The organism is Hymenobacter gummosus (assembly GCF_003970915.1).
Classification (GTDB): Bacteria; Bacteroidota; Bacteroidia; order Cytophagales; family Hymenobacteraceae; genus Solirubrum; species Solirubrum gummosum.
The window spans coordinates 352,790-376,857 of sequence record NZ_RXOF01000001.1; the positions used below are offsets into that span (position 1 = coordinate 352,790).

Below are 24,068 nucleotides of genomic sequence, written 5' to 3' on the forward strand. Positions count from 1 at the left end.
ATAGCTTTGCCGCTGTGCCCGAGGGTCGTGCGCCAATTTATGAAGCAACCAATATTGATTCAGTTCGGCGAGGCCGTCCGCACGTTGCGCAAGGCCCAAGGCCTTTCGCAGGAGCAGCTTTCTTTTAAAGCCAATCTTCACCGAACCTATATCGGCATGATAGAAAGAGCGGAAAAGAATATCACGCTCATCAACATGGAAAAAATTGCCAATGCGCTGAATGTAGGCATCATTGAATTACTTAAAAAATACTAACATGCCCGCCTTCCCTTACCACGGCACCGGTGTAGCCGAATGGTCCGGTATTACCGATAGTCTTATCAAAAATCACCCATTAAGTGCCGATGAAATTAGGGATGTAGTTTTGAAATCATGGGACGATATATTTGAATCCAGTATAGGGTCCTTCTATATTGGTAAAGATATATTTCCTGCCCCCCAGATCATGAGCTTTTTCCTGCACGAACTGGTTGCACACTATCTGAGTCTTCGGCACCCAGGCGTATACAAAGTCGGTACTGACAAAGCTGACAAAGACATTCAGCATGTAAGTGATGCGCAGTATTCCATCGAAATAAAAGCATCTTCACACAAGAGTCAGATATTTGCCAATAGAAGCTACGCGCAGCCGCAATCAAGTGCTGGCAAAAAAGGCAAAAGCGGATATTACATTACTATCAATTTCGAAAACTTCAAAACGGCTAAAGGCCGCCCCAAGATCTTGCTAATCCGCTTTGGCTATCTGGACCATACCGATTGGATTGCCCAAAAATCGGAAACCGGGCAGCAAGCGCGACTTGGGCCGGACGTGTATGCTCATAAGCTCCGGCAAATCTACAAAGCTCCTTAAAACAGCATTGGCGTCATCGCCTGTAACGCTTTGGCTTTCGCCTCAGCCGCCAACCGGGCAGCAATAATTTCGCAGTAATCTTCGCGCAACTCAAAGCCGATAGAGTAGCGGTTATGGGCCGCGCATACCTGCGCCGTCGTTCCCGAACCCATGAACGGGTCCAGCACCACGTCGCCCTCGTTGGTAAAGCCCAATACCAGCCGCGTGATTAAATCAACGGGAAATTGCGCCGGGTGCGTGGTCCGCTCTTCGGACGAGCGGTTGGCACCCGAGGTAACTTTGGCTATCTGCCAAACGTCGGAAGGATTTTTTCCGAGCGTATTGCAGCGCAGCTTGCCATTCTTTTTTTGGTTGGGATATTTCACGTCCGGGTCCCTGATAGCATCCAGATTAAACGTGTAATCCCGGCTGTTCTTGACGTACCACAACACCTTCTCGTTCCGCGGCGACAAATAGTGCCTGGCCGCCACCCCAGCCCCATAATTCCATACGATTTCCTGATTTAAGAAAAAGTTGATCTTATCCCAAAGCAAATAGGTAATAGGCACCGCCCGCCCCTTGCCCGGAACTTCCAGATAACCCACGTTCAATAAGTAGCTGCCATTCTCGCGGGTAATTGCAGAAATGGCATTACTCACCTCGACCAGCCAGCTTACAAACTCCTCCACCGGCTTGATTTCTTCGTACGCCTTGCCAATGTTGTAAGGTGGGCTGGTTATCGTGGCATCTATCTCCACGCCTTTTTCCCGGAGCTTACGCAGCCCTTCGGCGCAATCCATGTGGTAAATGATTGCCGAATCACTCTCGTAGTAGGGTTGACCCAAAGCGTCCTTCAATAGGGCGAGTCTGCTCATGCTGGTGTGCTAACTTTAGTATACAAAAATACGGACCATACCTAACTTATGCAATAGCTGGCGTTGGGACTTTCTGCCTACCCGCTTCCCTTACGGGAAGCGGGTACTGGTCGTCTGCCCGTTGTCTTCCTCACGCCGCCCGGCCCCAACGAGGCGGCACGGGCTTTTATCATCCTACCAGAGCGCCCGAAGCTCCGTTGGCCACACCCGAAGCTGCCGCCGCCGAAACAGCGGCCGCCGGGGCGGCTACTTGCAGGTTCTGCTGGGCCATAGGTTCCTCTAACAGCGTTTCCCACCGCGAAGGTTTCGGCTAACGGCGTTAGCCGCGGGACGGGCCGGCGAAGGTACGCAGGGGCGAGGGTAGATTCAGTGGTAGCACTGATGCGCGGTGGGGTGTATTGGGGTAGACTTGCATAGTACAAATCATCATTCCACTCTATGAAAACTCTCACAACACCACTGCTTTTCATTACCTTGATATTGACACTTTTTTCAAACAGTGGTCAATGCCAAGATGAAAAAGGCCTGTCTTTTAAACAAGAAAGAATTTTGACCCTAGAATCGAATACCAATACAAAAACAACAACAATCATAGTAACAGTTGATAAAAGCCTGATTAACAGTGATAAAAAAATTCATATTTATCCTAGCCAGGATAAATATGAATCAACTATAGATTTAACAAAAATTCAATTGCCTTTAGAGAATAAATTCAAGATTGATAGCAACGTTGTAGAAAACGGAATTTCTTTTACCTTAAATCTTCCTGTTGATGCATTACAAGAAAAGACATTAACAATTAATGCCGAAATCTTAGATAAAGACAGCAAACCAGTTCCAAAATCTTTAAAGCAAATGATTATAATTATAAAACCAGTACAAAACAACGTATCCAACAATAAAAATTTTGAGTTCTGGGTACTAACAGGAACAAATTTCGATTTACTAAACGATGTAAAGCCACAAGAACTATTTATTAGAATCAATACTATTTTCAAAATAGCAGAGTGGAAAGAAACAAAGGAAACAAAGAAAGCGAAAGACAAATCATTATTCGGACAAATAGCATTCTACCGAAATAGATATTATGCTGTGGATACAGCCTCAACGGGGTTACCCTTTTCTAGTGTAAAAAGACCCTTAATAGGAAGTAACCTATATACAATCACGCAAGGAACATATCGACGCACAACAATACAAACCATAGATCCAGTAGCCTGTCAATTTGATTTGATGTACAATATAAATACATTTCAGGAGCATAATTACTTCCTAACACTAGGAATGCTAGTATCTACGTCTAATGTGAATATTAGATACAAATACGATTATTTAGACACAACTTTTTTCGCAAGGACATCCAGACCTGACACTATTAAAGGTTACGGCGGACTAGGCACCACTTTTCTCCCAGAAAAAATTTCATATAGAACAAGTTCAGGAAACATCAATTTAGGCTTATTATGGATATATGATACAAATACAATAAATATCAAAACTCATTTAACAACAGGAATAAGTTCATTTTCAAAGCTAATTTCATATTCCGAAACAAGGGGCGCAGGGTCAGTGTATAGATTCGACAACTACATAGAACCATACGCACAAATGCGAATGTTTGCCACTCAAAAAAGTATTGGAATAAGCCTTGGAGCAGAAGCATTTATTAGAAAAAATGAAGTTACAGCATTTAATTTCACTCTTTCTAAAACATTTGATGCTACACAGCTTGGCTCTATATTCTCACCTATATCAAGCTTAAAACCGTCAACAAATTAAGCACAACCATTAAGGATATTAAAATATTCAATATAAAATGCGGTCCTTTTCTCAGCATTTTACTTTCTTAATCCCGCGCCGCCTGGTCCCCACCAGGCGGCGCGGTTTTTCATACCCGCCCCTACCAGCCCTACAAACCACCCGCCCCAACCGAAGCAGCGGCGGCACCGACCGAAACTGCAGCGGCCGGGTACGAAGGCCCGCCCCCAGGCCCTGAAACGCTACCAACGATGCCCAAAGCGGCGGCCACAGGCTCCAAAAAGCCGTCCACAACACCCGAAGAGGCGGAAATAGCTGTTGAAAGACCTTCGGGGACTGTGGAAAGAGCTTCGGTTGCTGTTGGAGAAGCTTCGGGTGCTATGGAGGGAGCTTCGGGAGCCGTGGAGGGAGCTTGGGTTGCTGTGAGCGGTGCTTCGGGAGGTGTGGATGGAATTTCGAGAGCGGTGGTTGGAGCTTCGGATGGGATTGGGTAGCTTTTCGGCACTCGGGCCGGGGCTTATCGGGCGGCGGGCCGGGCATTTTTCCACCACTTCATGTTTACCGTCATGCTTGACAAGAATCCGATTGCCGAGTACCCCTTTACCCAGGCCGATCTGTGGCAGCGCTGCCTGGATTTACACACGGCCCTGGACCGCGACGCGGCCGAATTGGCTAAGCGCGGCGTGACGCCGCAGCGCATTCAGAAATTCAAAGACGACACGGCAGATTTTGGGGAGATGGAGCCTGATTCGGTGGTGCAGCAGGAGGGTGCGGCCGTGACGGAGGAAAAAGACGCGGTGCGCGTGGCGCTGGAAACGGCTATGCAGGCGGTATTGGGGATTGTGGCCATGAAGCACGACCCGCGTACGGCCAGCTACAAGCGCTTCGGGGCCGCCAACGTGCCCAACCTTAGCGACGCCAAGCTGCACCTGGCGGCCACGATGCTGGTGAAGCAGGGGCGCAAGTACCTGGAGGAGTACGCGGAGCAGGGACTAACGGAGGCGCTGCTGACGGAGGTGGAGACGCAGAACGCGGCTTTCGTGGAGAGCCTGGCCGACCGCAAGGAGGCCGAAAGCACCCGCAGCGGGGCCACGCGGGCGCGCATCCTGTTTGGCAACGGGCTGTACCGGCAGCTGGTGCAGCTGTGCGCGGCCGGCGACTCGTACTGGAAGCTGACGGATGCCACCAAGGCCCGCGAGTACGTGGTGGCTCCGACGCCCGTAGCGGCCCCGGACGCGGCGCGCCCGGTGGTGGCGGGGTAGCGGGGGCGAGCAGGCCCAGGAGTACCGGCCCGGTCCGCACGTTGCGGGCCGGGCCGGTTGGTGTCTGGCCGGCGTCAAACGAACTTCCCGATTGCTTAACATTGCCGACCCGCTGCCGTTGATTTCCCGCTATGCTGCTTTCCAGTCCTCTCGGTACACTTATCAGTGTGATACAATCTGTGCGCCTACAGGCCGTCAACAACGCCGATCTGCTGAAAAAGAATGAGGCCGCTACCCGGGCTGCGCTTATTGACCCCATCCTGCGCGCCCTGGGCTGGGATACGGCCAATGTGCGGATGGTGGAGCCGGAGCACGTGGTGGCCAACAAGCAGAAGCTGGACTACCTGCTGAAAGACGCTGCGGGCACCGTAGCCGTCGTTATCGAAGCCAAATGCCTGCACGAGCAGCTGGATAAGCTGGGCCACGTGGGGGCCGCTATCGGCTACGCCTTTTCGCTTAAACCCCGCCGGCTGTTCATTACCGATGGCCTGCAGTGGCACTACTACTCGCCCGCTCATTCGCAGTTCCACCCAATGGAAACCATCAATCTGCAGGAAGCAGACGCCGCCACGGCGGCACTGGAGCTGGTTGGGTGGCTGGACGCGGCCCAGTTCGGCTATTTTTCGCAGCTCCAGCCCGGCTACCCGCTGCCTGCTCCGCCACTGCGGGAGCCGGCGGTGGCTGAGGCAGCCGCGGCCAAGTCCAGAGCCCGCGCCCCGAAAGTTGGTAAGCCCACGAAAGCCGAGGCAGTGCCGGATGGCTTCGTGCCCTTGACGCAGGTTAATACGCTGCAGCTGCAGCCCGGCCAGAAGCCGACGCAGCTGCGCCTGCCGGATGGTACGGTGCAGCCGGTGAAGACGTGGAAGGATGTCTTGGTAAGGGCCTGCGAATTTGTGCTGGAAAACCGTCCGGACTTGTCGATTCCTTTCCCTGACCGGGCGGGCAAGAAAACCAAGCTTTTTGCTCATCAGCCGTTTCCCGCCGGAATCGGCAGCTTCAAAACGCAATACAGAGGCCAGCCGCTGTTTATCTATACGAATTATAGTGCGGACGCCTGCCTAGCCAATGCGCAATACATCCTCGGCTATATGCCCGAGCACCAAAAGCAGCAAGCATTAGCCGTGAAACTATGAACCTGCCCACTGAGCTTGCCCGGCACCAGCGCGCCGTGTACTTCGGCGGCAACTGGACCAGCGTGAATCTGCAAGCCACCCTGGCCGACGTGAGCTGGCGGGAAGCCACCACGCTGCGGCCGGGCTTCAATACCATTGCCGCGCTGCTCTACCACGTCGATTACCATACCGGGGCGGTGCTGGGCGGGCTGCGGGGCGGCCCGCTCACCGCCAAGGACGCCTACACCTTCAACCTGCCGCCCGTTCAATCGGCGGGTGATTGGGATGCTTTGCGGCAGCAGGCGGGCCGCCAGGCCGAGTCCCTGGCCGCGCTGATTGAGCAGTTGCCGGAAAGCCGGCTGGATGAGGATCTTACGGACCCGAAACACGGGAGCTACTACCGCAACCTGCAGGGCCTGGTGGAGCACGCGCACCACCTGGGCCAGATGGTGCTGCTCAAGAAGCTGCTGCGGCCGGCGGGGCCAAGTTGACGGCCCGACGGACTACCGGCCCGGCGGGCTGAGCCGGTAGCTGTCGTTGTAGAAGTCGGTGGTGAAGCTGTTGCTCCCGAACACCGGCAGCTTCCGGGCGGCGGCGTAGGCCAGCGGCCGTGCCGAGGGCTGCCCGGCCAGCAGGTCGCCGGTGATGAAGCCGGGCACGAAGGCCAGGCGCAGGCGGGCGGGCCGGGTGGTGGCGCGGGCCGAGCCGAGGGGGCGCAGGCGGCCGTAATAGACTATGGCCTGTCGGGGTGCCAGGGTAACGGGCGTGGGAGCGTCCTTGTCGCAGAGCAGCACCGAGAGGTGGTAGGCGCCTTCCACGGCCCAGGAATCAGTCCAGGAGCAGGACATCTGGTAGAACGTGAGGGGGCGGTGGGCCTGGTTGCGCACCTCCAGGCGCACGAAAAGCGCCTTCTCCCCTTTCTGGCCCTCGTAGTCCTTGTTGCGGCCGACCAGCTCGGCCCGCACGCTCAGCTCGCCAGCCTGGGGCCGCGGCGGCCGGAACAGGGTGACGAACAACAGGGTGATGGGCAGCATATCAGTGAGGGTAAGGCAGCCCCGGGTTGCGGAGCGGTTAGTCTCTCCTCAACCGGGGAGGAAAGCAAGCGGCGTGGAACTAAGGATGGCTGACTTTGACGTCCGAACGTTCTTTAGCTCCAGCTTTTCAAGCACCACTTACCCCTGCTCAGCTAAGAAGAGGAGCTATAGCGGTTTCGCAAGCGGTCCGGCTTGCCTGTGGTAGCGCGGGCTTTAGCCCGCGTCCGCCGGCACGATTCCGTTGCTGAATTCGCAGACGGCGCGGCCAAACGCGGGCTAAAGCCCGCGCTACCTGCCGGCCGGACTGTTCACAAATCCGCTACAGATCTGGCTTGGCGGCTAGCAAATAAACGCGCCGAACCAGTAACATTGCGCTACGCACGTTCCGTAACCGCTGCCATGCCCGATCAAGACAACCTCGGCCGCAAAATCCTCGGCTTCTTCATCAAGCCCGACGACGCGGCGCCCGGCCAGCCCGCCGCAGCCCCCGCCCCTGCTGGTCCGGCCGGCCAGCAGCCCCTGGCCGGCACGCCCCCGCCGGCCGCCCCACTACCGCCCGGCTCGGTGGACACCAAGTTTGCGCAGCACCTGGCCGACGTGCTGGCCAAGAACAACCCGCCCGGCCCCGACTACTTCGAGTTTCGGGAGGCGCTGCGCAGCCTGGGCACGCTGGGCCTGAGCGAGGAAAAGCAGTACCAGGCCGCCTGGGCCTCCTTCAAGGCCCTGGGCGGCACCGCCGACGTGGCGGTGCTCACGCACACGGCCAACCAGTACCTGAACGTGCTGGGCCAGGACCGCGACGCTTTCCTGCAGAGCGTGGACGGGGCCATCAAGGAGCGCGTGGGCGGGCTGCAGCAGGAACAGCAGAACCTGCGCGCCGAAAACGAGGCCCTGGCCAAGCAGCTGCAGGAAATTCAGCAGAAGATGGCCGCCAACACCGAGCGGCTGACGGCCATGGACGGCGAAATCACGGCGCAGAGCACCAAGCTGCAGCAAAACCGCCAGAACTACGAGGCCACCTACGCCGTGTTCACCCAGCAAATCAAAGACGACCTGAGCAAGCTCGCCAGCTACCTGCGGTGAAATGGCGAAATGGTGAAATGGTGAGTTGACGTTCCGTTTGCGCAAAATGCGCAGCACCTGCCGAACATCCACTCACCACCTCACCAATCACCATTTCACCACTTCACCATTTCACTATTTCACCGTCATGGCAACTCCTGACTTTTCGCAAATCGGCGGCAACTCAGACGTGGAGAAACGTTCGTTCTGGTCGCGGCCCGAGGGTATTCTGGGGCTGGCCGTCATCGTGGCGGCCGGCGGCGTGGGGCTGTACTTCTTCAACGAAATCGTTGAGTTTCTCATCAAGGTGGTCAGCAACACCCTGCAGCTGGGCTTGCTGCTGGGGGCGGTGGCCCTGCTGGTGTTTCTGCTCACCAGCCGCGACATCCGCACCGGGGCATTTTTCCTGTTCAAGACGCTGATGCGCAAAATGGCCGGGCTCATTATCCAGCTCGACCCCATTGCCATTCTGAAGATTTACATCGACGATTTGAAGCAGAAGCGGCAGAAGATGCAGGGGCAGATTGACACCCTGGCCGGGCAGCTGGTGAAGCTCAACAAGAAAATCAACGAGAACAACGACCTCATCAAGCAGAAATTCGCCGAGGCCAACAAAGCTTCATCAATGGCCGACCGGCCGGGCATGAAGGAGGCCTCGCAGCTGGCGACCATCGAGGGCGCGGGCCTGCAGCAGATGAACGAGAAGCTGCTGCCGCTGCAGCGCAACATGAAGGTGGTGCTGGCCTTTATGGAGAAGGTCAACCAGAGCGCCGACTACATCATCAAGGAGACGGAAATCAAGGTCCGGCTCAAGGAGGTGGAGTACAAAATCGTAAAGGAAAGCTCCAGCGCCCTGCGCACGGCGGTGAGCATCTTCAAGGGCAACCCCGACAAGAAGTTTTACTTCGACGAGTCGATGGAGTACATCCAGGACGACATGAGCCAGAAACTGGGCGAGATGAAGCGGGCTATGGATTTGTCGATGGACTTCATCAACTCGGTGGACGTGCAGAACGGCATCCTCTCCGACAAGGGCCAGGCCATGCTCGAAGCCTACAACAAGGGCGAGTTCAAGCTGGTGCAGCTCGATGCCCAGCCCGACGTACCCGCCTTCCAGCCCCGCCCCGGCGAGGTAAACCCGCCCAAGGACGCGGGCTACCGCAACCTGCTGGAATAGCTTCCACCGCACCCGGACCAAGGACCTCATGCAGAGCTACCCCGGCACGTCATGTCGAGCTTGTCGAGACATCTCGCTCGCGGAGTAATCTTCTCGTTGAACAGAATATTACTCTCGGGCCTCAGCACGCGAGATGTCTCGACAAGCTCGACATGACGTTCTAAAGACTCCTTCCCCGACCAACCCTCAACCTCCTTACTTCCATGCAACGCTTAACCCTGGCCGGCCGGCTGATAATCACGGCCGTCATCATTGCCGCGCTGTACTTCGGTATCCGGTACTTCACCGGCGGCAAGCTCGGCACCGACACCCCGGCGGCTACCACCGAGTCGCCGAGCATCCCCGGCAGCACGGCGCCGGCCGCCGGCTCCACCGACGCGGCTACCGGCTCCGCCGACAACGCGTCGGCTACGACGGCCACGCCGGCAGCCTTTACCTACGAGGCGCCGCAGCCGGTCAACGGCAAGCTCAAGGGCGTGGTGGAGCTGGGCGCCTCGGGCTTCAACTCCTTTATCGTGCGCATCGACGGGCAGAAAAACTGGAAGCTGGAAAAGGCGGAGTTCGGCAATAGCCTGGTTATCGAGAACATGGCCTCCGACGCCGACGTGCGCGCGGGCCTCAAGAGCTACATCGGCAAGATGCTGGACTACGGCGTGGCCGGCCGCGACATTCACTTTGTGGTCAGCTCCGGCGCCATCAAGGCCGAGAATACCGGCAAAATCATCAAGGCCCTGAAGTCCTTGAACTACGTGGTGAATACCGTGACGCCGGAGAAGGAAGGCGTACTGGCCCTGCGCTCGGTGCTGCCGCCCTCCTACGCCGACCAGGCTTTCGTGATGGATATTGGCTCGGGCAACACCAAAATCAGCTGGCTGAGCGGCGGGCAGCCCAAGTCGCTGGAAACCTACGGGGCCAAGTATTTCCAGAACAGCACCGACGACGCCACCGTGGCCGCCGACGTGAAAGCCAAGGCCGGGCAGGTGCCGGCCGAGCTGCGCCAGACCTGCTTCATCATCGGCGGGGTGCCCTTCGAGCTGGCCAAGCAGGTGCGCAAGGGCGAGGAGCGCTACACCGTGCTCAGCGCCCCCGACGCCTACAAGCTGGACAACGCCAAGTCGAAGGCCGGGCTGAACATTTACCGGGCCGCGGCCGAAGCCACCGGCGCCAAGCAGTTCGTGTTCGACTGGGACGCCAACTTCACCATCGGCTACCTGCTCACGCTGCCCTCTAACTAGCCGGCTGGGCGGCTTCGCTCCCACGGCTTCGGCCCGCCCTGCATGCCCGGGGTGGGCCGAAGCTTTTTTATTCTGACACGCAGCCGGGAAATTAGCCGGGAAGCCTGGTTGGCGGCGTATCATTTTGGGAAATTGGTATCCAGGCCGGGGCTTCTGCGTAAGCGGCTCGTCAGCTTTGCGTAATTTTGGTATTCTGCCGCCAAAATCCGTAGTTTTCAACTCTTTGACGAGCTTGTCTTTGAACTATATGAAGAATTTTTTACGCTTGCTTCCGGCGCTGGCCCTGCTCCTGCTGCCGCTACTGGCCGCCGCCATGCAGCGCAAGCCCACCGACTCGCCCCTGGGCGGGCAGTGGCGCGGCAACCTCAAAGTGCCCGGCGGCACCTGGGAACTGGTGGTGACCATCGTGCCCCTGAGCAACGGCACGCTCTACGCCACGCTGGACGTGCCCAAGCAGAAAATCAGCCGCATGCCCGTGCAGGCCGAGCTGAAGGGCGCCGACGTGACCATGCGCATCGAGGAGGCCGGCAGCAAGTTTGTGGGCAAGCTGGCCGCCGATGGCAAGCACATCAACGGCACCTGGACGCAGCCGGCCCTGACCACGGCCCTGGTGCTGGAGCGCACCACCGGCTCGGTTATCAATGCGGCCACGTTTAAGCCTTCGTTGCCCTACCGCGAGGAAGAAGTGGTGGTGCCCAACAAAGTGGCCAAGCTGCGCCTGACCGGCACGCTCACCGTGCCCCAGGGCAAGGGCCCCTTCCCGGCCGTGGTGCTGATTTCGGACTCGGGTCCGCAGGACCGCAACGCGGTGATGGACAACTACCGCATGTTCAACATCCTGGCCGACTACCTCACCCGCCGCGGCGTGGCCGTGCTGCGCTACGACGACCGGGGCGTGGGCAAATCCACCGGCAACTACCGCTTGGCCACCACTGCCGACCTGGTATCGGACGCGCAGGCGGCCATGGGCTTTCTGCGGGCGCACTACAAAATCAACAAGACGCAGGTGGGCATGGTGGGCCACGGCGAAGGCGCCAACGTGGCCCTGCTGGCCGGGGCCGACAAAAACCCGCCCAGCTTTATCGTGTCGTTGGCGGGCTACGGGCTGTCGGGGCCGGAGGTGCTCAAGCGGCAGCAGGTGGAAATCATGCGCCTGATCGGGGCGAACACCCAGCAGGTTACCTCGGCCCTTCAGCTGCACGAGCGGATGCTGAGCATCATCCGCGAGACGCCCAGCAACGATTTGGCCCGCGCCAAGGTGTCGGCCATGCTGCGCATGTCCAACGCCGACATCGACTTTACGATGGTGCAGGCCCGCGCCGCCCAGCTCACTTCGCCCTGGTACCGCTACTTCATCGACTTCGACCCGCAGACCAAGCTGGGCCAGGTGCAGTGCCCGGTGCTGGCCCTGAACGGCGCCGCCGACCTGCTGGTGCCCGCCACCAAAAACCTGCCCATGCTGCAGAAAGGCCTGAAAGCCGCCGGCAACCGCAAGGTGGAAACCCACAAGCTGCCGGGCGTGAACCACTGGTTCCAGTCGGCCCAGACGGACTGGCCGCTGGTCAACGGGCAGGTTCAGCCGACTTTTTCGCCCAAGGCCCTGGCGCTGATTCACGGCTGGGTGGCGCAGAACAGCACCCCGCCGACGCCGGCCGCCGCGCCCGAGCTAGCCAAGCCCGCGGTGAAGGCCGCCAACAAGCGCACCGGCAGCATTGCCACCCAACCTTCCCAACGAGCCGCCCGCTAGGCGGCTCGTTTGCTTTGGGCCACCGCGGCTGCAACCCGGACCGCGGTATTCTTCTCCTCTGATGAAACCGAACCGGCCGGCTTTGGCCTTACCCTCGTAGCCGCCCCATATCTTTCTTCATGCCCCGTATCCGCCTGCTCGCCCGCCTCAGCCTGTTTTTCCTGCTCTGCCTGCCGCGGCTGGCCGAGGCCCAGTCGGCCCCGCCCCTGGCCGGCGACTGGCAGGGCAGCCTACAGGCCGGCGGCACCGACATTCCGCTCATCGTGCACCTGCGGGCGGCCGACGGCGGCTACTCCGGCACCCTCGACAGTCCTAAGCAGCAGGCGTACGGCTTGCCCATTGCCGCCGTAATCGTGCGTGCCGACAGCGTGCGGCTGCGCCTGACGGCCCCGGCCGCCCAGTTTGCCGCCCGCCTGTCGGCCGATGGCAAGCAGCTGGTGGGCGCCTGGCAGCAGGGCGGCCGCGCGGCCCCGCTCACGCTCAGCAAGCAGGCCGCCGGCACCGTGGCCCCGGGCCCAAAGCGGCCCCAGGAGCCCAAGGCGCCCCTGCCCTACCGCGCCGAGGACGTGACGTTCAGCAACGCCCAGGCCGGCATCAAGCTGGCTGGTACGCTCACGCTCCCCGCAGGCAAAGGCCCGTTCCCGGCCGTGGTGCTGGTCACTGGCTCGGGCCCGCAGGACCGCGACGAAACCATCTTCGGGCACCGGCCCTTCCGGGTGCTGGCCGATTACCTCACCCGCCGCGGCTTCGTGGTGCTGCGCTACGACGACCGGGGCGTGGGCCTCTCGGGCGGCAGCCAGGCCACCTACACCATGACCGACGGCGTGGCCGATGCCCAGGCCGCCCTGGCTTACCTACGCAGCCGGCCGGAAGTGCAGCGTCAGCAGACGGGCCTGCTCGGCCACAGCGAAGGCGCCATGATCGGGCTGCAGACGGCTACCCAGCCCAACCCGCCGGCTTTCCTGATTTCCCTGGCCGGCCCGGCCGTGCGCGGCCTGGAGGTGATGGTGCGCCAGAACGAGGACCTGGCCCGGGCCGCCGGCCTGCCCGCCGAACAGGTAACGGCCAACCGCGCCCTGAACCAGCAGATTTACATGACCGTGCTGCAGACGCCCGACAATCAGCAGGCGCAGACGCACGTGGTGGGGCTGCTGAAGCAGGTCGGGATGAACGCGGCCCAGGCCCAGCAACAGGCCGCTGCCGTCACCACGGCTTGGTACCGGCAGCTGCTGGCCTACAACCCGCAGCCGCTGCTGGCGCAGGTGAAGTGCCCGGTGCTGGCCCTGAATGGCTCGAAGGACCTGCAGGTGGCGGCCAGCGTGAACGTGCCGGCCTGGGAGAAAGGCATCCGCGCCGGCGGCAACCAGGACGTAACCGCCCAGGAGCTGCCGGGGCTGAATCACCTGTTCCAAACCGCCCGCACCGGCCTCAGCGACGAGTACGGGCAGCTGGAAGAAACCTTCGCGCCCGCGGCCCTGGCCGTCATCGGCGACTGGCTGGCCCGGCACACGAAGAAGTAAGAGCCGGGAAAAAGCAGCCGCCCCGCTTGCACAGAGGTGCGAGCGGGGCGGCTTGCTTATCAGGCGGCGGCTCAGAAGCGCAGGCCCACGCTGTAGCCGTACCAGCCCAGCACTTTAGTTGTCGCGTTGCCCTCGTCCAGCCACAGCTTGCGGCCCTGGCTGAGGTTGGAGTACACCCGGCCCTCGGTGGTATCGAAGCGGCGGGTGACGAGCAGGCTCACGGTGGGCCCGGCTACCAGGCGGATGTGGCTGCTGGGCTTGAAGGGCGTCAGGCCCAGGAGCAGGCGCAGCTGGTTGTGCAGGTTCAGCTCCTTGGTCAGGCCGCGCTGCTCCTCGTTGACCTGCATCGTGGCCAGGTCGAGGCTGAGGCTGAGGCGCCGGCGGCTCCACATATCGGTGCCGGCGCCGTAGCCCGCGGCCCAGCGGCGCGGGCCGCTGCCGAAGCCGTCGTAGGCGGCCGTGAGGAAGGTGTAGAACGCGGCCGAGCCGCCCAGCTTCAGGCTGGCCGTGACGGGCCAGGTTTCGGAATGCGTCAGCTCCAGGCGGTGGTAGCCGTGCACCACGAAGTTGAACGGGGCCAGGCTCACGCCCTGCACCGAGTCGGCGAAGTTGACCAGGCCGGCTACCTGCACCCCGCGCACCGTCCCGGCCACGTTGAACAGCCCGGCCGCCTGCACCCCGCGGGTTTCTTTGGTCACGTTGAACAGCCCCGCCACCTGCCCGCCCCGCATCGAAGCCAGCGACACGTTGAACAGCCCCGCCGCCTGCACGGCCGGCTTGCCGCCGGCTTGCTCCGGGCCGGCCTCGTAGCGGGTGGTTTCGGCGCCGGATGCCGGGTCCACGCTGGCCGTCAGCACCGCCGTGCGTTTGCGCGGCCCTACGAAGTTGAACAAACCCGCCGTCTGCGCCCCCGCCACCGGCCGGGTCGCCACGTTCAGCAGCCCGGCCGCCTGCCAGCCGGTGCCGCTGCCGCCGAGCACGTTGGCCAGCCCGGCTGCCTGAAAGCCGTCGAGGTTGCGCCCCACGACGTTGGCCAGCCCGGCCAGCTGCACGCCCGCCACGGTGTCGCGGTCCACGTTGAACAGCCCCGCCGCCTCGAACCCCTCCACCCCGGCCGCGTAGCCCCCGAGCACGTTGATGGATACGTGGTTGACCGTTTGCCCGCTGCGCAGCCCGTTCGAGCCCAGCGGCCCCAGAAAGGAAATCTGGGCCGCTTTGGTATAAGCCCGGGCCGGCTCTTCGGCCGGCGGCTCCACCGCCGGAGCAGCCGCCGACGCCACCGAATCGGCGGGTGCGGCGGGGGGTGGGGTAGCGGCCGCCGGCGGGGTCTGCGTTGCGGCGTCGGGGCCAGGAGCCGGGGCCGCCGAAGCCGTGGCGCCCGGGTCGTTGGCCGGGGTATTGTCGGGCACTTTCACTGCCGGCTCCGGTGCAGATTCGGCCGCCTGCCCCGCTTTACCCGCTGGTTTGGCCGCTTTAGTGGCTTTTCCAGCCGGAGCACTGCTGGCTCCGGGTGCCTTGCCGCCGGTGGCCGTGCGGCCCTTGGCCGAGGCCGCCGGAGCACTCGACGCAGGCTTGGCGGAGGTTTTCTGCGCGGGGGCCTTGTCCGTTTTGGGCCGCACGGGCGTTTTTTCCGGGGCGGCGGGGCGCGTCGTTTCAGCCGGGGCGGCGGGGCGCGGGGCGGGCGTGGCCGCCGCGGCGGGGGCTGCGTCCGGGGCTTTGTCGATGACGGCCTTGCTGACGGTGGTTGTGGTAGCGGCCGGGGCAGCGGCGGGGGCCGGCTTGGCCGCCGGGGCGGCTTTCGGCGGGGCGGGGTGCAGCACCAGCTGGTCGCCCACCAGCTCGTAGCCGATGTTTTTGCCTTCCAGCACCTCACCGAGCACCTGGCGCAGGGGCTGGTTCTGAGCGTTGAGCGTGACGGGCTGGCGCAGGTTCAGGGCCGTGTTGCTGTAGGAAATGCGGATGCCGTACTGCCGCTTGAGCGTGCGCAGCACCGATTCCAGCGGGGCCTGGTTGAAAACAACCGTCACCCGGCAGTCCAGCACGGAGCTGGTGCGCCCCTGGGCGGCGGCGGGCTCACCGGCCAGTGCGCACAGCACGGCGGCGGCCAGGCATATGCGGTTGCGCATAGCGGCAAAGGAGGAAAAATGAGGTCAGAGGGAAGTTACAGGCTGGGGCAGCCCGGTCCGTCAAGGGTATAGCCGCCCTGGGCCGACTGCGTCACCGACAGATTAGCCGACAAGCTCACCACCCGCAGCACCTGGGGCAGCTGGGCCTGGCGGAAGGTACCGGTGAAGCGGCAGTTGGCCAGCTCGGGCCGGCTCAGCTCCACGGGCGTGCCGTAGTAGCGCGTGAGCGTGCGGGCCACTTGGTGCAGCGACTGGTTCTCAAACACCAGCTCGTCCTGCTGCCAGGCGCGGAAGTTCGGGTCGGTGATGCGCTGCTGGGTGGCCAGGGCCGGCGCCGCGCGGCGGATAACGCCGCGCAGGCCCGGCGTGAGCAGCACCGAGTCCTGCACCGCCACTTTCTGATGGTCGGGACTGAAAGCCACGCGGCCCGTCACCACCGATACCTCCACCGAATCCTCGGTGGCGTAGGCGCGCACGTTGAAGGAGGTGCCCAGCACGCGGGTGCGGGTGTCGGCGGCCAGCACCGTGAAGGGGCGGCTGGGGTCTTTCTGCACCTCGAAGAAGGCCTCCCCTTTCAACTGCACCGTGCGGCTGCCCTGGCCGAAGTCGGCCGCGTAGCTCAGGGTGGAGTTGCGGTTCACCCACACCTTGCTGCCGTCGGGCAGCGTGGAGAGCTGACGCTGGGGGCCGGCCGCCACGGTCACGGTTTCGGCGGCGCGGGGCAGCAGGAAATTGCGGGCCAAGGCCCAGAAGCCCACCAGCAAGAGCACGGCCGCGGCCACGCGCATCCAGGGCTGGGCGGGGCTCCACATCGATACCACGCGGCCCGCCGGCTCGGCTTCAACCGGGGCTCTGACGGGTGCAGGAGCCGGCGCCGAGGCTAGCCCCGCGGCGGCGCTGAAGCGCTGCCAGGCCGGCTCCACGTCGGCTTCGGTGAAGACCTCGGCCACGTGGCCGCCCCGCTCCCAGGCGCGGGTGGCGTCGGTGAGCAGGCGCAGACGGCTGGGGGCGGCCGTGAGCCACTGGTGCAATTCCGCCTGCTCGTCGGCCGTGGCTTCGCCAGCCAGGTGTTTGGCTAGCAGCTCCCAGGGAGCTTCCGGGTCGGCGAAGAGGTGAGGCATGGCGGAGATTGAGCGGGGAATTTCGGGAATTTCGGCGGATGTAGCGCCAGGGGCTGCGCCGTAGCGCGAAGCTCTGCTTCGCGTATTCCGCACGATTGTCGCAGAACGAGTTCAACGCTTGTCGTTCTGGATACGCGAAGCGGAGCTTCGCGCTACGACGCTAACGATGCGCTACGGCTGGATGATCAGGCGGGCCGAGCGCACGGCGGTGCCAGCGAAGTAGCCCACGGCCTTCGGACCGGCGGCGTTGACGTTGACCACGTTGCTGCGCACGTTGGCCGGGGGCGTGGAAAACAGGCCTACGTTATTGATCTGCCCGTACATTTCGTTGAGGAAGTGGAAGTAGTCCTGGGGCAGACTCAGCAGCTGCACGCGCACACTGTCGCCGGGCTGCAGCGGCTCCCCGTTCAGCTCGATGTCGCCGATGTAGCGGCCGTCCACCATGTCGTCGGCGCGCACCGTAAGGTCGTCGGGGTCGTTCTGCAGCGCCCCGTTGATCCAGATTTTGAAGCGGTAATAGTCGCCCACGCCGGGCAGCTCGGGGCCGTTGTAGAAAGCGTAGCGGCCATCCTCCCAGCCCGCCTCGCCGGACTTGGTACGCTGGGTCAGCCCGTCGATGTGGGGAATGCGCTTGATTTCGGTGGCGGCGCGGTACTCCTGGCCCTCGGCCCGGATGGTCAGCACGTACGAGTTGCCGATTTTGCCTTGCATGGTCTGCGTCTGGTAGAGGCCGGGGGCGGTTTCGCGCAGGGTTTCGGCGTGACCCTCGTTGTCGGCCAGCAGAAGCTCGGCGCCGCGCACGGCGGGCAGCTCCTCGCCGTTGAAGTAGGCGCCGGTTTTGGTCAGCCGGATGGTGTAGGGGCCGGGCTGGTCGGTGATGTTGCCCTCCACGGCCAGCTGGGGCTCGGGGTCGGGCAGCTCCACGGGCACCACGTCGGTGCAGCTGCTCAGCAGGCCCGTCAGCAGCAGGGGCAGTAGGTACAGGAGGCGTTTCATAGCTCAGAAGGGCAGCTCGGGTCGTGGGAGTATTCGATTTCGATGGTCAGCACGCGGCGGTGGTCGGCCGTCGGGGCGGAGAAGGCGAAGCGCAGCTGCTCCGGCTCCACCACGAACCCCGTCTCGTAGAACAAGGACAGGCCAACCGTGGTGGACGCCACCCGCAGGCTGGTTTCCACCGTGGGGTAGTAGGTTTCGGTGTGCGGCAGGCGCAGCCCCGGCAGCGCGGCTACGTCGGCGTAGGTGAGAGCGGGGCTGGCCATCAGAAATTGAAGTTGTAGGAGACGGAGGGGATGACGGAGCCGAACACGGACAGGCGCACGGCCTCGGTCTGGCGCGGGTTGTCCTCGTTCTGGCGGAAGTAGATGCCGTAGGCGTTGCGGCGGTTGTACACGTTGTACACCGAAAACACCCACTCGCTGCGCCAGCGCCGGTCGGGCTTCTCGCGGTTTTGGAGCGTGGCCCCGAAGTCGAGGCGGTGGTAGGCCGGCACGCGGTAGTTGTTGCGGGCGTCGCCGCTGACCACCGGCACCACCAGCCCGTCGTACACGAAGCGGGCGTTGGGGAAGGTCGTTGCCACCCCGGTGCCGTAGGCGAAGTTGCCCGACAAGGTCAGCCGCGGGGCCACTTGGTACATGCCCACCACGTTCAGGCAGTGGGTCTTATCGTACTTATTCGGGTACCAGTCGTTGCGGTTGATGCCCTCAATCTGCCGCTCCGAGCGGCTGAGCGTGTAGCTCACCCAGCCCGAGAGCTTGCCCTGGTTTTTCTTCAGGAAGAACTCAGCCCCGTAGGCCCGGCCCTTGCCGTAGAGCAGCTCCCCTTCCAGGTCCTTGTTCAGCAGGGTGTTGGCCCCGTTGATGTAGTCAATCTGGTTGTCCATGGTCTTGCCGAACACCTCCACCGAGGCCTCGTAGGCGTTGTCCCGGAAGTTGCGGAAGTAGCCCAGGGCCACCTGGTTGCCGCGCTCCGGCCGGATGTTCTGGGTGCTCGGCGTCCACACGTCCAGCGGAGTGGCGGCGGTGGTGTTGGAAATCAGGTGGATGTACTGGGCCGTGCGGTTGAAGCTGGCTTTCAGGCTACTGTTCAGATCCAGCGTGTAGCGCAGGGAAGCCCGGGGCTCCAGGTTGGCGTAGCGCTTCACCAGCTCCCCGTCCTTGGCCGGGCGGGTATTCACCGGCTGCTTGCGCTGCCCGGTCACGCCCACGTAGTCCGATATGTCGGCGCCGCTGCCCAGGAAATCGAAGACCGACACGCGCAGGCCGTACTGCAGCTGCAGGCGCGGGCCCAGGGTCTGCTCATTATCAATATACGCCGCGTACTCGCCGGCCTGCTGGGTGGCCACTTTCAGCGGCACGAAGATGGACTCGGTGCTCAGCGGCTTCACCGTGGCCGGCTCGAAGCGGTAGCGCGTGCCCGCCACACCGGCGCTGAGGGTGTTGCTCGGGTTCAGCTGGTACGTAAAATCGGCCTTGCCGGTGTAGTTGCGCACCTTGGAGGTCCACTCGAAGGCCTGGCTGCCCTGGGGCACACCGAGGCCGTAGTCGTACTGCGCCGCCACGGCCGAGAACGAGCCGAACAGCTTGGGCGAGAACTGGTGCGTCCAGCGCAAAGAGCCGCCGGTGTTGCCCCAGTCGTTCTTGAACACGTTCGCGAAGTTGAACACGTCCCGGCCGCGGTAGCCGGTCAGGGTCAGCTGGTCGCGGGCGCTGAAACGGTGGCTGAGCTTCAGGTTCAGGTCGTAGAAGTAGGCCTGGTTGTCCTTTTGCTCCGGAATCAGCTTCAGAAACAGGTCGCCGTAGGAGCGGCGGCCCGACACGGCCAGCGAAGTGCGGTCCTTGATGAGCGGGGCTTCCACGGCCAGGCGCGAGGAAATCAGCCCGATGCCGCCGTTGGCCGACAGCCGCTCGGCCGTGCGCCCGTCGCGCATCTTCACGTCGAGCAACGAGGCCAGCCGGCCACCGTGCCGGGCCGGAATGCCGCCCTTGTACAGGGTCATGTCCTGCACCGCGTCGGGGTTGAAGGCCGAGAAGAAGCCCAGCAGGTGCGACACGTTGTAGAGCGGAATGTCGTCCATGAGCACCAGGTTCTGGTCGACGCCACCGCCGCGCACGTTGAAGCCCGAGGCCCCCTCGCCCACCGTCGTCACGCCGGGCAGCAGCTGAATACTGCGCACCACGTCCACTTCCCCGAGCAGGGCGGGCATGAGCTTGACGGTTTTCATGTCGAGGCGGTTGACGCCCATTTCGGGCTTTTTCACGTTGTCTTCGGCCCGCAGGCCCTGCACCACCACTTCCTGCGTCTGATGCGTCTGGGCCGAGAGTTTCAGGCTGCGGTTCAGGTCGCCGCTGAGTGTCAGCGTCACCTGCTGGGGCTCGAAGCCCAGAATCTGGTAGGTGACGACGTGGGTACCCGGGGGCAGTTGGAGCTTGTAGAAGCCGTTTTCGTCGGTGCTGGTGCCCAGGCCCAGGGCTTTGACGAACACGCTGGCCCCCACCAGGGCCTCGCCGGTAGCGGCGTCGCGCAGGGTGCCGCTGAGCGTGGCCGTTCGGGCGGGCACAGTCTGGCTCCAGCTGGGGCCAGCGGCAAGCAGCAAGCCCGCCGCCAGGCCCCATCGAATGGATGATGTCATGTTTGTTTTCATAGGCGCCCCCTGGCGCGGCAGATTCGGCCGGCCGGGAACGGTGGTTTGGAATGAGGAGCAGTTTTTTTAGGGTGTGAGGGTAAGCGGGTAGGAGTTTAGGAGTTGGGTTGACGGAGTCAGCCAGTCCCGTTGGTTCTGCTTGCCCAACAGTGGGCCCGCAGCTGGTTTGGGTTAAGCCGCTCGGCGCTACTGAATATTTCCCCTATCCGTAGGCGCCTGGTCAACTCCTACACTCCTACCCTCATACCCTCCTACCCTACTAATTCCCCGTCAGCACTTTGCCGGAGCCGCTGATGCGGGTGGTGACGCTGGGCGTGCCGCGGTAGTACACCGAGCCCGAGCCGCTGATTTCGGCCGAGAGGGTGCGGGCGGCCCGCACGTAGGATTTGCCCGAGCCCGAGATGCTGACGTAGGTATCCTGGGTGCTCAGGTCGTAGGCGGAGGCTTTGCCCGAGCCCGAGATGTTGATGTTGTTGCTGGTGGCCGCGCCGCGCAGCTTCACCTCGCCCGAGCCGGAAATGCTGGTCCGCAGCCCGTCGACGCCCTGCAGCTCCATATCCGCCTCGCCCGAACCCGACACGCCCACCCGGAACGAGGAAGCCGACCAGGGCCCGGCGGTGCGCAGCTTGCCCGAGCCCGACACCTCCACCTCCGACAGCGCCGGCACGGTGATGTACACCTTGATGGGGTCGTGCCCGGTTACACGTACGTGGCCGTACTCGATTTCCAGCTCGTCGCCGCTGGTTTCGGTTTCCAGCACGTCCAGGATGTTGCGCTGGGCTTCGATGCGCACTTCGCGCTGCGGCCCCTGGGTCAGGATGACTTCGGCGTCGATTTTCAGCTCCACGCGGCTGAAGTTGCTCACGGTGCGGGTTTCCGTCTGCGTCGGGCCGGTGCCGCGCACCCGCGGGCCGAAAGCGTCGCCCTCGTGCGAGCAGGCGGTGGTGAGCAGCAGGGCCGGGAAGAGCAGGGTCGGGAGCCAGTTGGTTTTCATAGTCGTTGTGGGGGTTGAGTGGTCTGTTTTTCGGGTTTCTGCTGGTATGATCCGCAACCCCGGCCCTACCCCCACGCCACCCGAAAAAATATTTTACAAAACCCACAATCAACTGACCTACAGCAGCATTATTTAACAATCATCAAATCAGACTGCCTTCAGTCCCAGCTCCGCCCCGAGCTTTCCGGTGCGGCCGCGAAAACCCTGCTAACCTTACTGCCCCAGCCACCACCACAGCAGCAGCCAGGACTGCAGGCTGGTGAAGAAGCCGCTCAGCTTCTCGCGCATGATGCGTAGGGCCTTGCCCATCTGGTTTTCCACCGTCTTGGGCGCCACGTCCAGGGCCTCGGCAATCTGCTGGTAGCTCAGCCCTTCCTGCCGGCTCATCAGAAACACGGCCCGACACTGCGGCGGTAGGGCCTCCAGGGCCAGGGCCACCAGCTGCTCGGCTTCCTGCGCGTCGAGCTGCTCGGCGGTGGAGTCGCGGGCCGGCTCGGGCACGACGGCCTCGTCCCAGCCCACCTGCCGCTTGCGGCGCTCGGCGTGGCGCAGGGCCGCGTTCATGGCCGCCCGGTACAAGTAGGCTTTGTAAGTGGTGGTGATGCTGAGCGAGTCGCGGTTGTTCCAGACGCGCAGAAACACGTCCTGCAGCAGATCCTCCGTCACGGCCCGGTCCTGCACCACCCGGTAAATCACGTTGCCCAGCGGCCGGTAGTAGCCCTTGAACAAGGCCTGCATAAACGCCTCCCCGTCGCCGGTGCGCTGCAGCTCCGCCAGGCGGATTTCCAGGGCATCAAGGGTATCGACTTCGGGCATAGCAGCAGCAACTAACCGGTGCAGTGCCCGCGCCGCACGGCGCCGGGCGCCGCAAAGCTACGGAACATAGCGTTTCGGCTAGGCTTTATCGAAGTCACAATTGTATGTGATAGGGGCGGCGGTTGTTAGGCGCCCAGCTCCTCTTTCACGTCGTGCAGGCGGCGCAGGCGCGGGGCCAGCACCGCCGTGATGCCCACCACCAGAATGGTCATCGAGCCGCCGAACACTACCGAGGGCACCGTGCCCATCAGCCGGGCCATGGCTCCCGACTCGAAGGCCCCGATTTCGTTCGAAGAGCCGATGAAGATGTTGTTGACGGCCGATACGCGCCCCTTCATGTGTTCGGGCGTGAAGGTGTGAATGAGCGTGGAGCGCACAATCACCGACACGGAATCGAACACGCCGGTGAGAAATAGCAGCAGCAACGACAGCCAGAAGTTGGTGGAAACGCCGAACAGGATGGTAGCCAGCCCGAAGCCCGCCACGGCCCACAGCAGCTTCTGCCCCACCCGGTGGCGCAGTGGAAAGTAGGTCAGCAATACCGCCATCAGCACCGAGCCCACGGCCGGCGCGGCCTCCAGGTGGCCCAGCCCGGCGGCGCCCACTTTCAGGATGTCCTTGGCGTACACCGGCAGCAGGGCCACCGCCCCGCCGAACAGCACCGCAAACATATCCAGCGCCAGCGCCGCCAGCACCAGCTGATTGCTGAAGATGAACTGCAGCCCGCTCAGCACGCTTTCCTTCAGGTTCAGCTGCTCGCCCACGCGCTCGGGCAGCGGCCGGCCTTTAATGCTCACAAACTGCAGTAGGGCTAATAGCAACAGCCCGGTGGCTACCGCATAAGAGCCAGGTATTCGTACAAAGTCGAAACTAACCAAGTAGCCGCCGATAGCCGGCCCCAGCACCGCCGAGGCCTGGTAAGTAGTGCTGTTCCAGGTAATAGCGTTGGCCAGCCGTTCCCGGTCGGGCAGCAGCTGGGGCATGAAGGCGAACAGGGCCGGCCCCAGAAAGCCCCGCGCAATGCCGCTGACGAAGATGACGGCGTACAGCGGCAGCGTATAGAACCGCTCCTTGGCCAGCAGCGGCAGCCCCCAGGGCGAAGCCAGCCCCCACAGCGCCGCCGCGCACAGCAGCAGCACCGCCACCGCCGCCACGATGATGTTCTTGCGCCGCACCGTATCGGCCACGTGCCCAGCGTAGAGCGACACCCCAATGCTGGGAATGGCCTCGGCCAGCCCGATAAAGCCCAGCGCCAGTGGGTCGTTGGTCAGGTGCAGAATCTGCCAGCTCACCACCAGGCCCTGAATGCGCGTGGCCACCACAAAGCACACCCGGGCCGAAATCAGGCGGCGAAACTCCGGCAGGCGTAGCGCGGCGTAAGGGTCGTGACGGGGGGCGGCGGGAACGGCTTCGGGAGTAGGCATAGAAGGCAGCTAACGAAGAAACGGCCGCAAAGGTAGCCTTCGGGGGCAGGGCGGGCGGGTTTTCCTGTCGAATGTTGGCTGCCGGCTCTTGCAGAAGACGGTAGGTTTTAGTACTATTGTTTACTACCACTTGCGCCCTCTGCTCCTGCCGTAGCGGCGCCCTTCCGGTTCGGCTTATCCGTTCCGCTGCCCGTGGCCGGCGCCATTTCGTGTTTCGGTGCCGCCGCTCTTCTCCGGTGCTGCCCCCTTAGGGCCTGGCTTTTTGCTGACGGGCTGCCCGCCCTGGGTGCTTGGTCTGATCATCCGTCTTTCCCGGTCAAGCGGCCCCGCGTTTTG

The 24,068-nt window shown here is 62.6% G+C and carries 21 protein-coding genes; 11 read left to right on the forward strand and 10 right to left on the reverse strand.

Going from position 1 to position 24,068, the window contains the following annotated elements:
* The first annotated feature begins 27 nt into the window (after nt 1-27).
* Together EJV47_RS01580 and EJV47_RS01585 are read left to right on the forward strand one after the other, a co-directional pair.
* Nucleotides 28-255 (forward strand): helix-turn-helix domain-containing protein, encoded by a 228-nt coding sequence (locus EJV47_RS01580; protein WP_243650970.1) that lies wholly within the window; start codon nt 28-30, stop codon nt 253-255.
* A 1-nt stretch (nt 256) separates the two neighbouring features.
* On the forward strand, nt 257-850 hold the full coding sequence (locus tag EJV47_RS01585) for a ScaI family restriction endonuclease (RefSeq protein ID WP_126691384.1): 594 nt from the start codon (nt 257-259) through the stop codon (nt 848-850).
* Here EJV47_RS01585 and EJV47_RS01590 read toward each other — a convergent pair.
* Nucleotides 847-1,704, reverse strand: coding sequence for a DNA-methyltransferase (locus tag EJV47_RS01590; RefSeq protein WP_126691385.1), 858 nt, complete (start codon nt 1,702-1,704; stop codon nt 847-849). The genes EJV47_RS01585 and EJV47_RS01590 overlap by 4 nt on opposite strands.
* Before the next feature lie 438 nt (nt 1,705-2,142).
* Between EJV47_RS01590 and EJV47_RS01595 the strand changes: the two genes are divergently transcribed.
* The 4 genes from EJV47_RS01595 to EJV47_RS01610 all read left to right on the forward strand — a co-directional run bounded on the left by EJV47_RS01595 (nt 2,143) and on the right by EJV47_RS01610 (nt 6,327).
* Nucleotides 2,143-3,483: a hypothetical protein gene (locus EJV47_RS01595; RefSeq protein WP_126691386.1), complete on the forward strand. Its 1,341-nt coding sequence runs from the start codon at nt 2,143-2,145 to the stop codon at nt 3,481-3,483.
* Nucleotides 3,484-4,028: 545 nt separating this feature from the next.
* The gene (locus EJV47_RS01600) at nt 4,029-4,724 is read left to right on the forward strand and encodes a hypothetical protein (protein WP_126691387.1); all 696 of its coding nucleotides are present in this window, start codon (nt 4,029-4,031) and stop codon (nt 4,722-4,724) included.
* Nucleotides 4,725-4,855: 131 nt separating this feature from the next.
* On the forward strand, nt 4,856-5,857 hold the full coding sequence (locus EJV47_RS01605; RefSeq protein ID WP_126691388.1) for a hypothetical protein: 1,002 nt from the start codon (nt 4,856-4,858) through the stop codon (nt 5,855-5,857).
* Nucleotides 5,854-6,327, forward strand: a complete 474-nt coding sequence (locus EJV47_RS01610; protein ID WP_126691389.1) for a DinB family protein — start codon at nt 5,854-5,856, stop codon at nt 6,325-6,327. Before EJV47_RS01605 ends, EJV47_RS01610 begins: the two co-directional genes overlap by 4 nt.
* Before the next feature lie 12 nt (nt 6,328-6,339).
* Here EJV47_RS01610 and EJV47_RS01615 read toward each other — a convergent pair whose 3' ends face one another.
* Entirely contained in the window at nt 6,340-6,870 is a 531-nt protein-coding gene (locus EJV47_RS01615; RefSeq protein ID WP_126691390.1) for a hypothetical protein, read from the reverse strand.
* Nucleotides 6,871-7,269: 399 nt separating this feature from the next.
* Here EJV47_RS01615 and EJV47_RS01620 point away from each other — a divergent pair, with 399 nt between their 5' ends.
* The 5 genes from EJV47_RS01620 (at nt 7,270) to EJV47_RS01640 (ending at nt 13,611) form a co-directional block, all read left to right on the forward strand.
* Nucleotides 7,270-7,953: a hypothetical protein gene (locus tag EJV47_RS01620; protein ID WP_126691391.1), complete on the forward strand. Its 684-nt coding sequence runs from the start codon at nt 7,270-7,272 to the stop codon at nt 7,951-7,953.
* Between the two features lie 127 nt (nt 7,954-8,080).
* On the forward strand, nt 8,081-9,109 hold the full coding sequence (locus tag EJV47_RS01625) for a hypothetical protein (protein ID WP_126691392.1): 1,029 nt from the start codon (nt 8,081-8,083) through the stop codon (nt 9,107-9,109).
* Between the two features lie 203 nt (nt 9,110-9,312).
* On the forward strand, nt 9,313-10,344 hold the full coding sequence (locus tag EJV47_RS01630) for an acetate and sugar kinases/Hsc70/actin family protein (RefSeq protein ID WP_126691393.1): 1,032 nt from the start codon (nt 9,313-9,315) through the stop codon (nt 10,342-10,344).
* A 247-nt stretch (nt 10,345-10,591) separates the two neighbouring features.
* A complete protein-coding gene (locus tag EJV47_RS01635) occupies nt 10,592-12,091 on the forward strand; it encodes an alpha/beta hydrolase family protein (RefSeq protein WP_126691394.1) in 1,500 nt (499 codons plus the stop codon).
* A gap of 119 nt (nt 12,092-12,210) precedes the next feature.
* On the forward strand, nt 12,211-13,611 hold the full coding sequence (locus EJV47_RS01640) for an alpha/beta hydrolase family protein (protein WP_126691395.1): 1,401 nt from the start codon (nt 12,211-12,213) through the stop codon (nt 13,609-13,611).
* 71 nt (nt 13,612-13,682) lie between these two features.
* Here EJV47_RS01640 and EJV47_RS01645 read toward each other — a convergent pair whose 3' ends face one another.
* From EJV47_RS01645 to EJV47_RS01680, 8 genes are all read right to left on the reverse strand, one after another.
* Nucleotides 13,683-15,737 carry a DUF4974 domain-containing protein gene (locus EJV47_RS01645; RefSeq protein WP_126691396.1) on the reverse strand — a complete coding sequence of 685 codons (2,055 nt, stop codon included), beginning with the start codon at nt 15,735-15,737 and terminating at the stop codon, nt 13,683-13,685.
* Between the two features lie 35 nt (nt 15,738-15,772).
* Nucleotides 15,773-16,858, reverse strand: a complete 1,086-nt coding sequence (locus EJV47_RS01650) for a FecR family protein (protein WP_126691397.1) — start codon at nt 16,856-16,858, stop codon at nt 15,773-15,775.
* A gap of 171 nt (nt 16,859-17,029) precedes the next feature.
* Nucleotides 17,030-17,854, reverse strand: coding sequence for a DUF4249 domain-containing protein (locus tag EJV47_RS01655; RefSeq protein WP_126691398.1), 825 nt, complete (start codon nt 17,852-17,854; stop codon nt 17,030-17,032).
* Complete coding sequence (locus EJV47_RS01660; protein ID WP_126691399.1) at nt 17,851-18,117, reverse strand: hypothetical protein; 267 nt, start codon at nt 18,115-18,117, stop codon at nt 17,851-17,853. Before EJV47_RS01660 ends, EJV47_RS01655 begins: the two co-directional genes overlap by 4 nt.
* On the reverse strand, nt 18,117-20,486 hold the full coding sequence (locus EJV47_RS01665) for a TonB-dependent receptor (RefSeq protein WP_126691400.1): 2,370 nt from the start codon (nt 20,484-20,486) through the stop codon (nt 18,117-18,119). The genes EJV47_RS01660 and EJV47_RS01665 overlap by 1 nt, the downstream gene beginning before the upstream one ends.
* A 271-nt stretch (nt 20,487-20,757) precedes the next feature.
* Complete coding sequence (locus EJV47_RS01670; protein WP_126691401.1) at nt 20,758-21,492, reverse strand: head GIN domain-containing protein; 735 nt, start codon at nt 21,490-21,492, stop codon at nt 20,758-20,760.
* A gap of 213 nt (nt 21,493-21,705) precedes the next feature.
* Nucleotides 21,706-22,308 carry an RNA polymerase sigma-70 factor gene (locus EJV47_RS01675; RefSeq protein WP_126691402.1) on the reverse strand — a complete coding sequence of 201 codons (603 nt, stop codon included), beginning with the start codon at nt 22,306-22,308 and terminating at the stop codon, nt 21,706-21,708.
* A 125-nt stretch (nt 22,309-22,433) separates the two neighbouring features.
* The gene (locus tag EJV47_RS01680; protein WP_126691403.1) at nt 22,434-23,732 is read right to left on the reverse strand and encodes an MFS transporter; all 1,299 of its coding nucleotides are present in this window, start codon (nt 23,730-23,732) and stop codon (nt 22,434-22,436) included.
* Nucleotides 23,733-24,068: the final 336 nt, after the last annotated feature.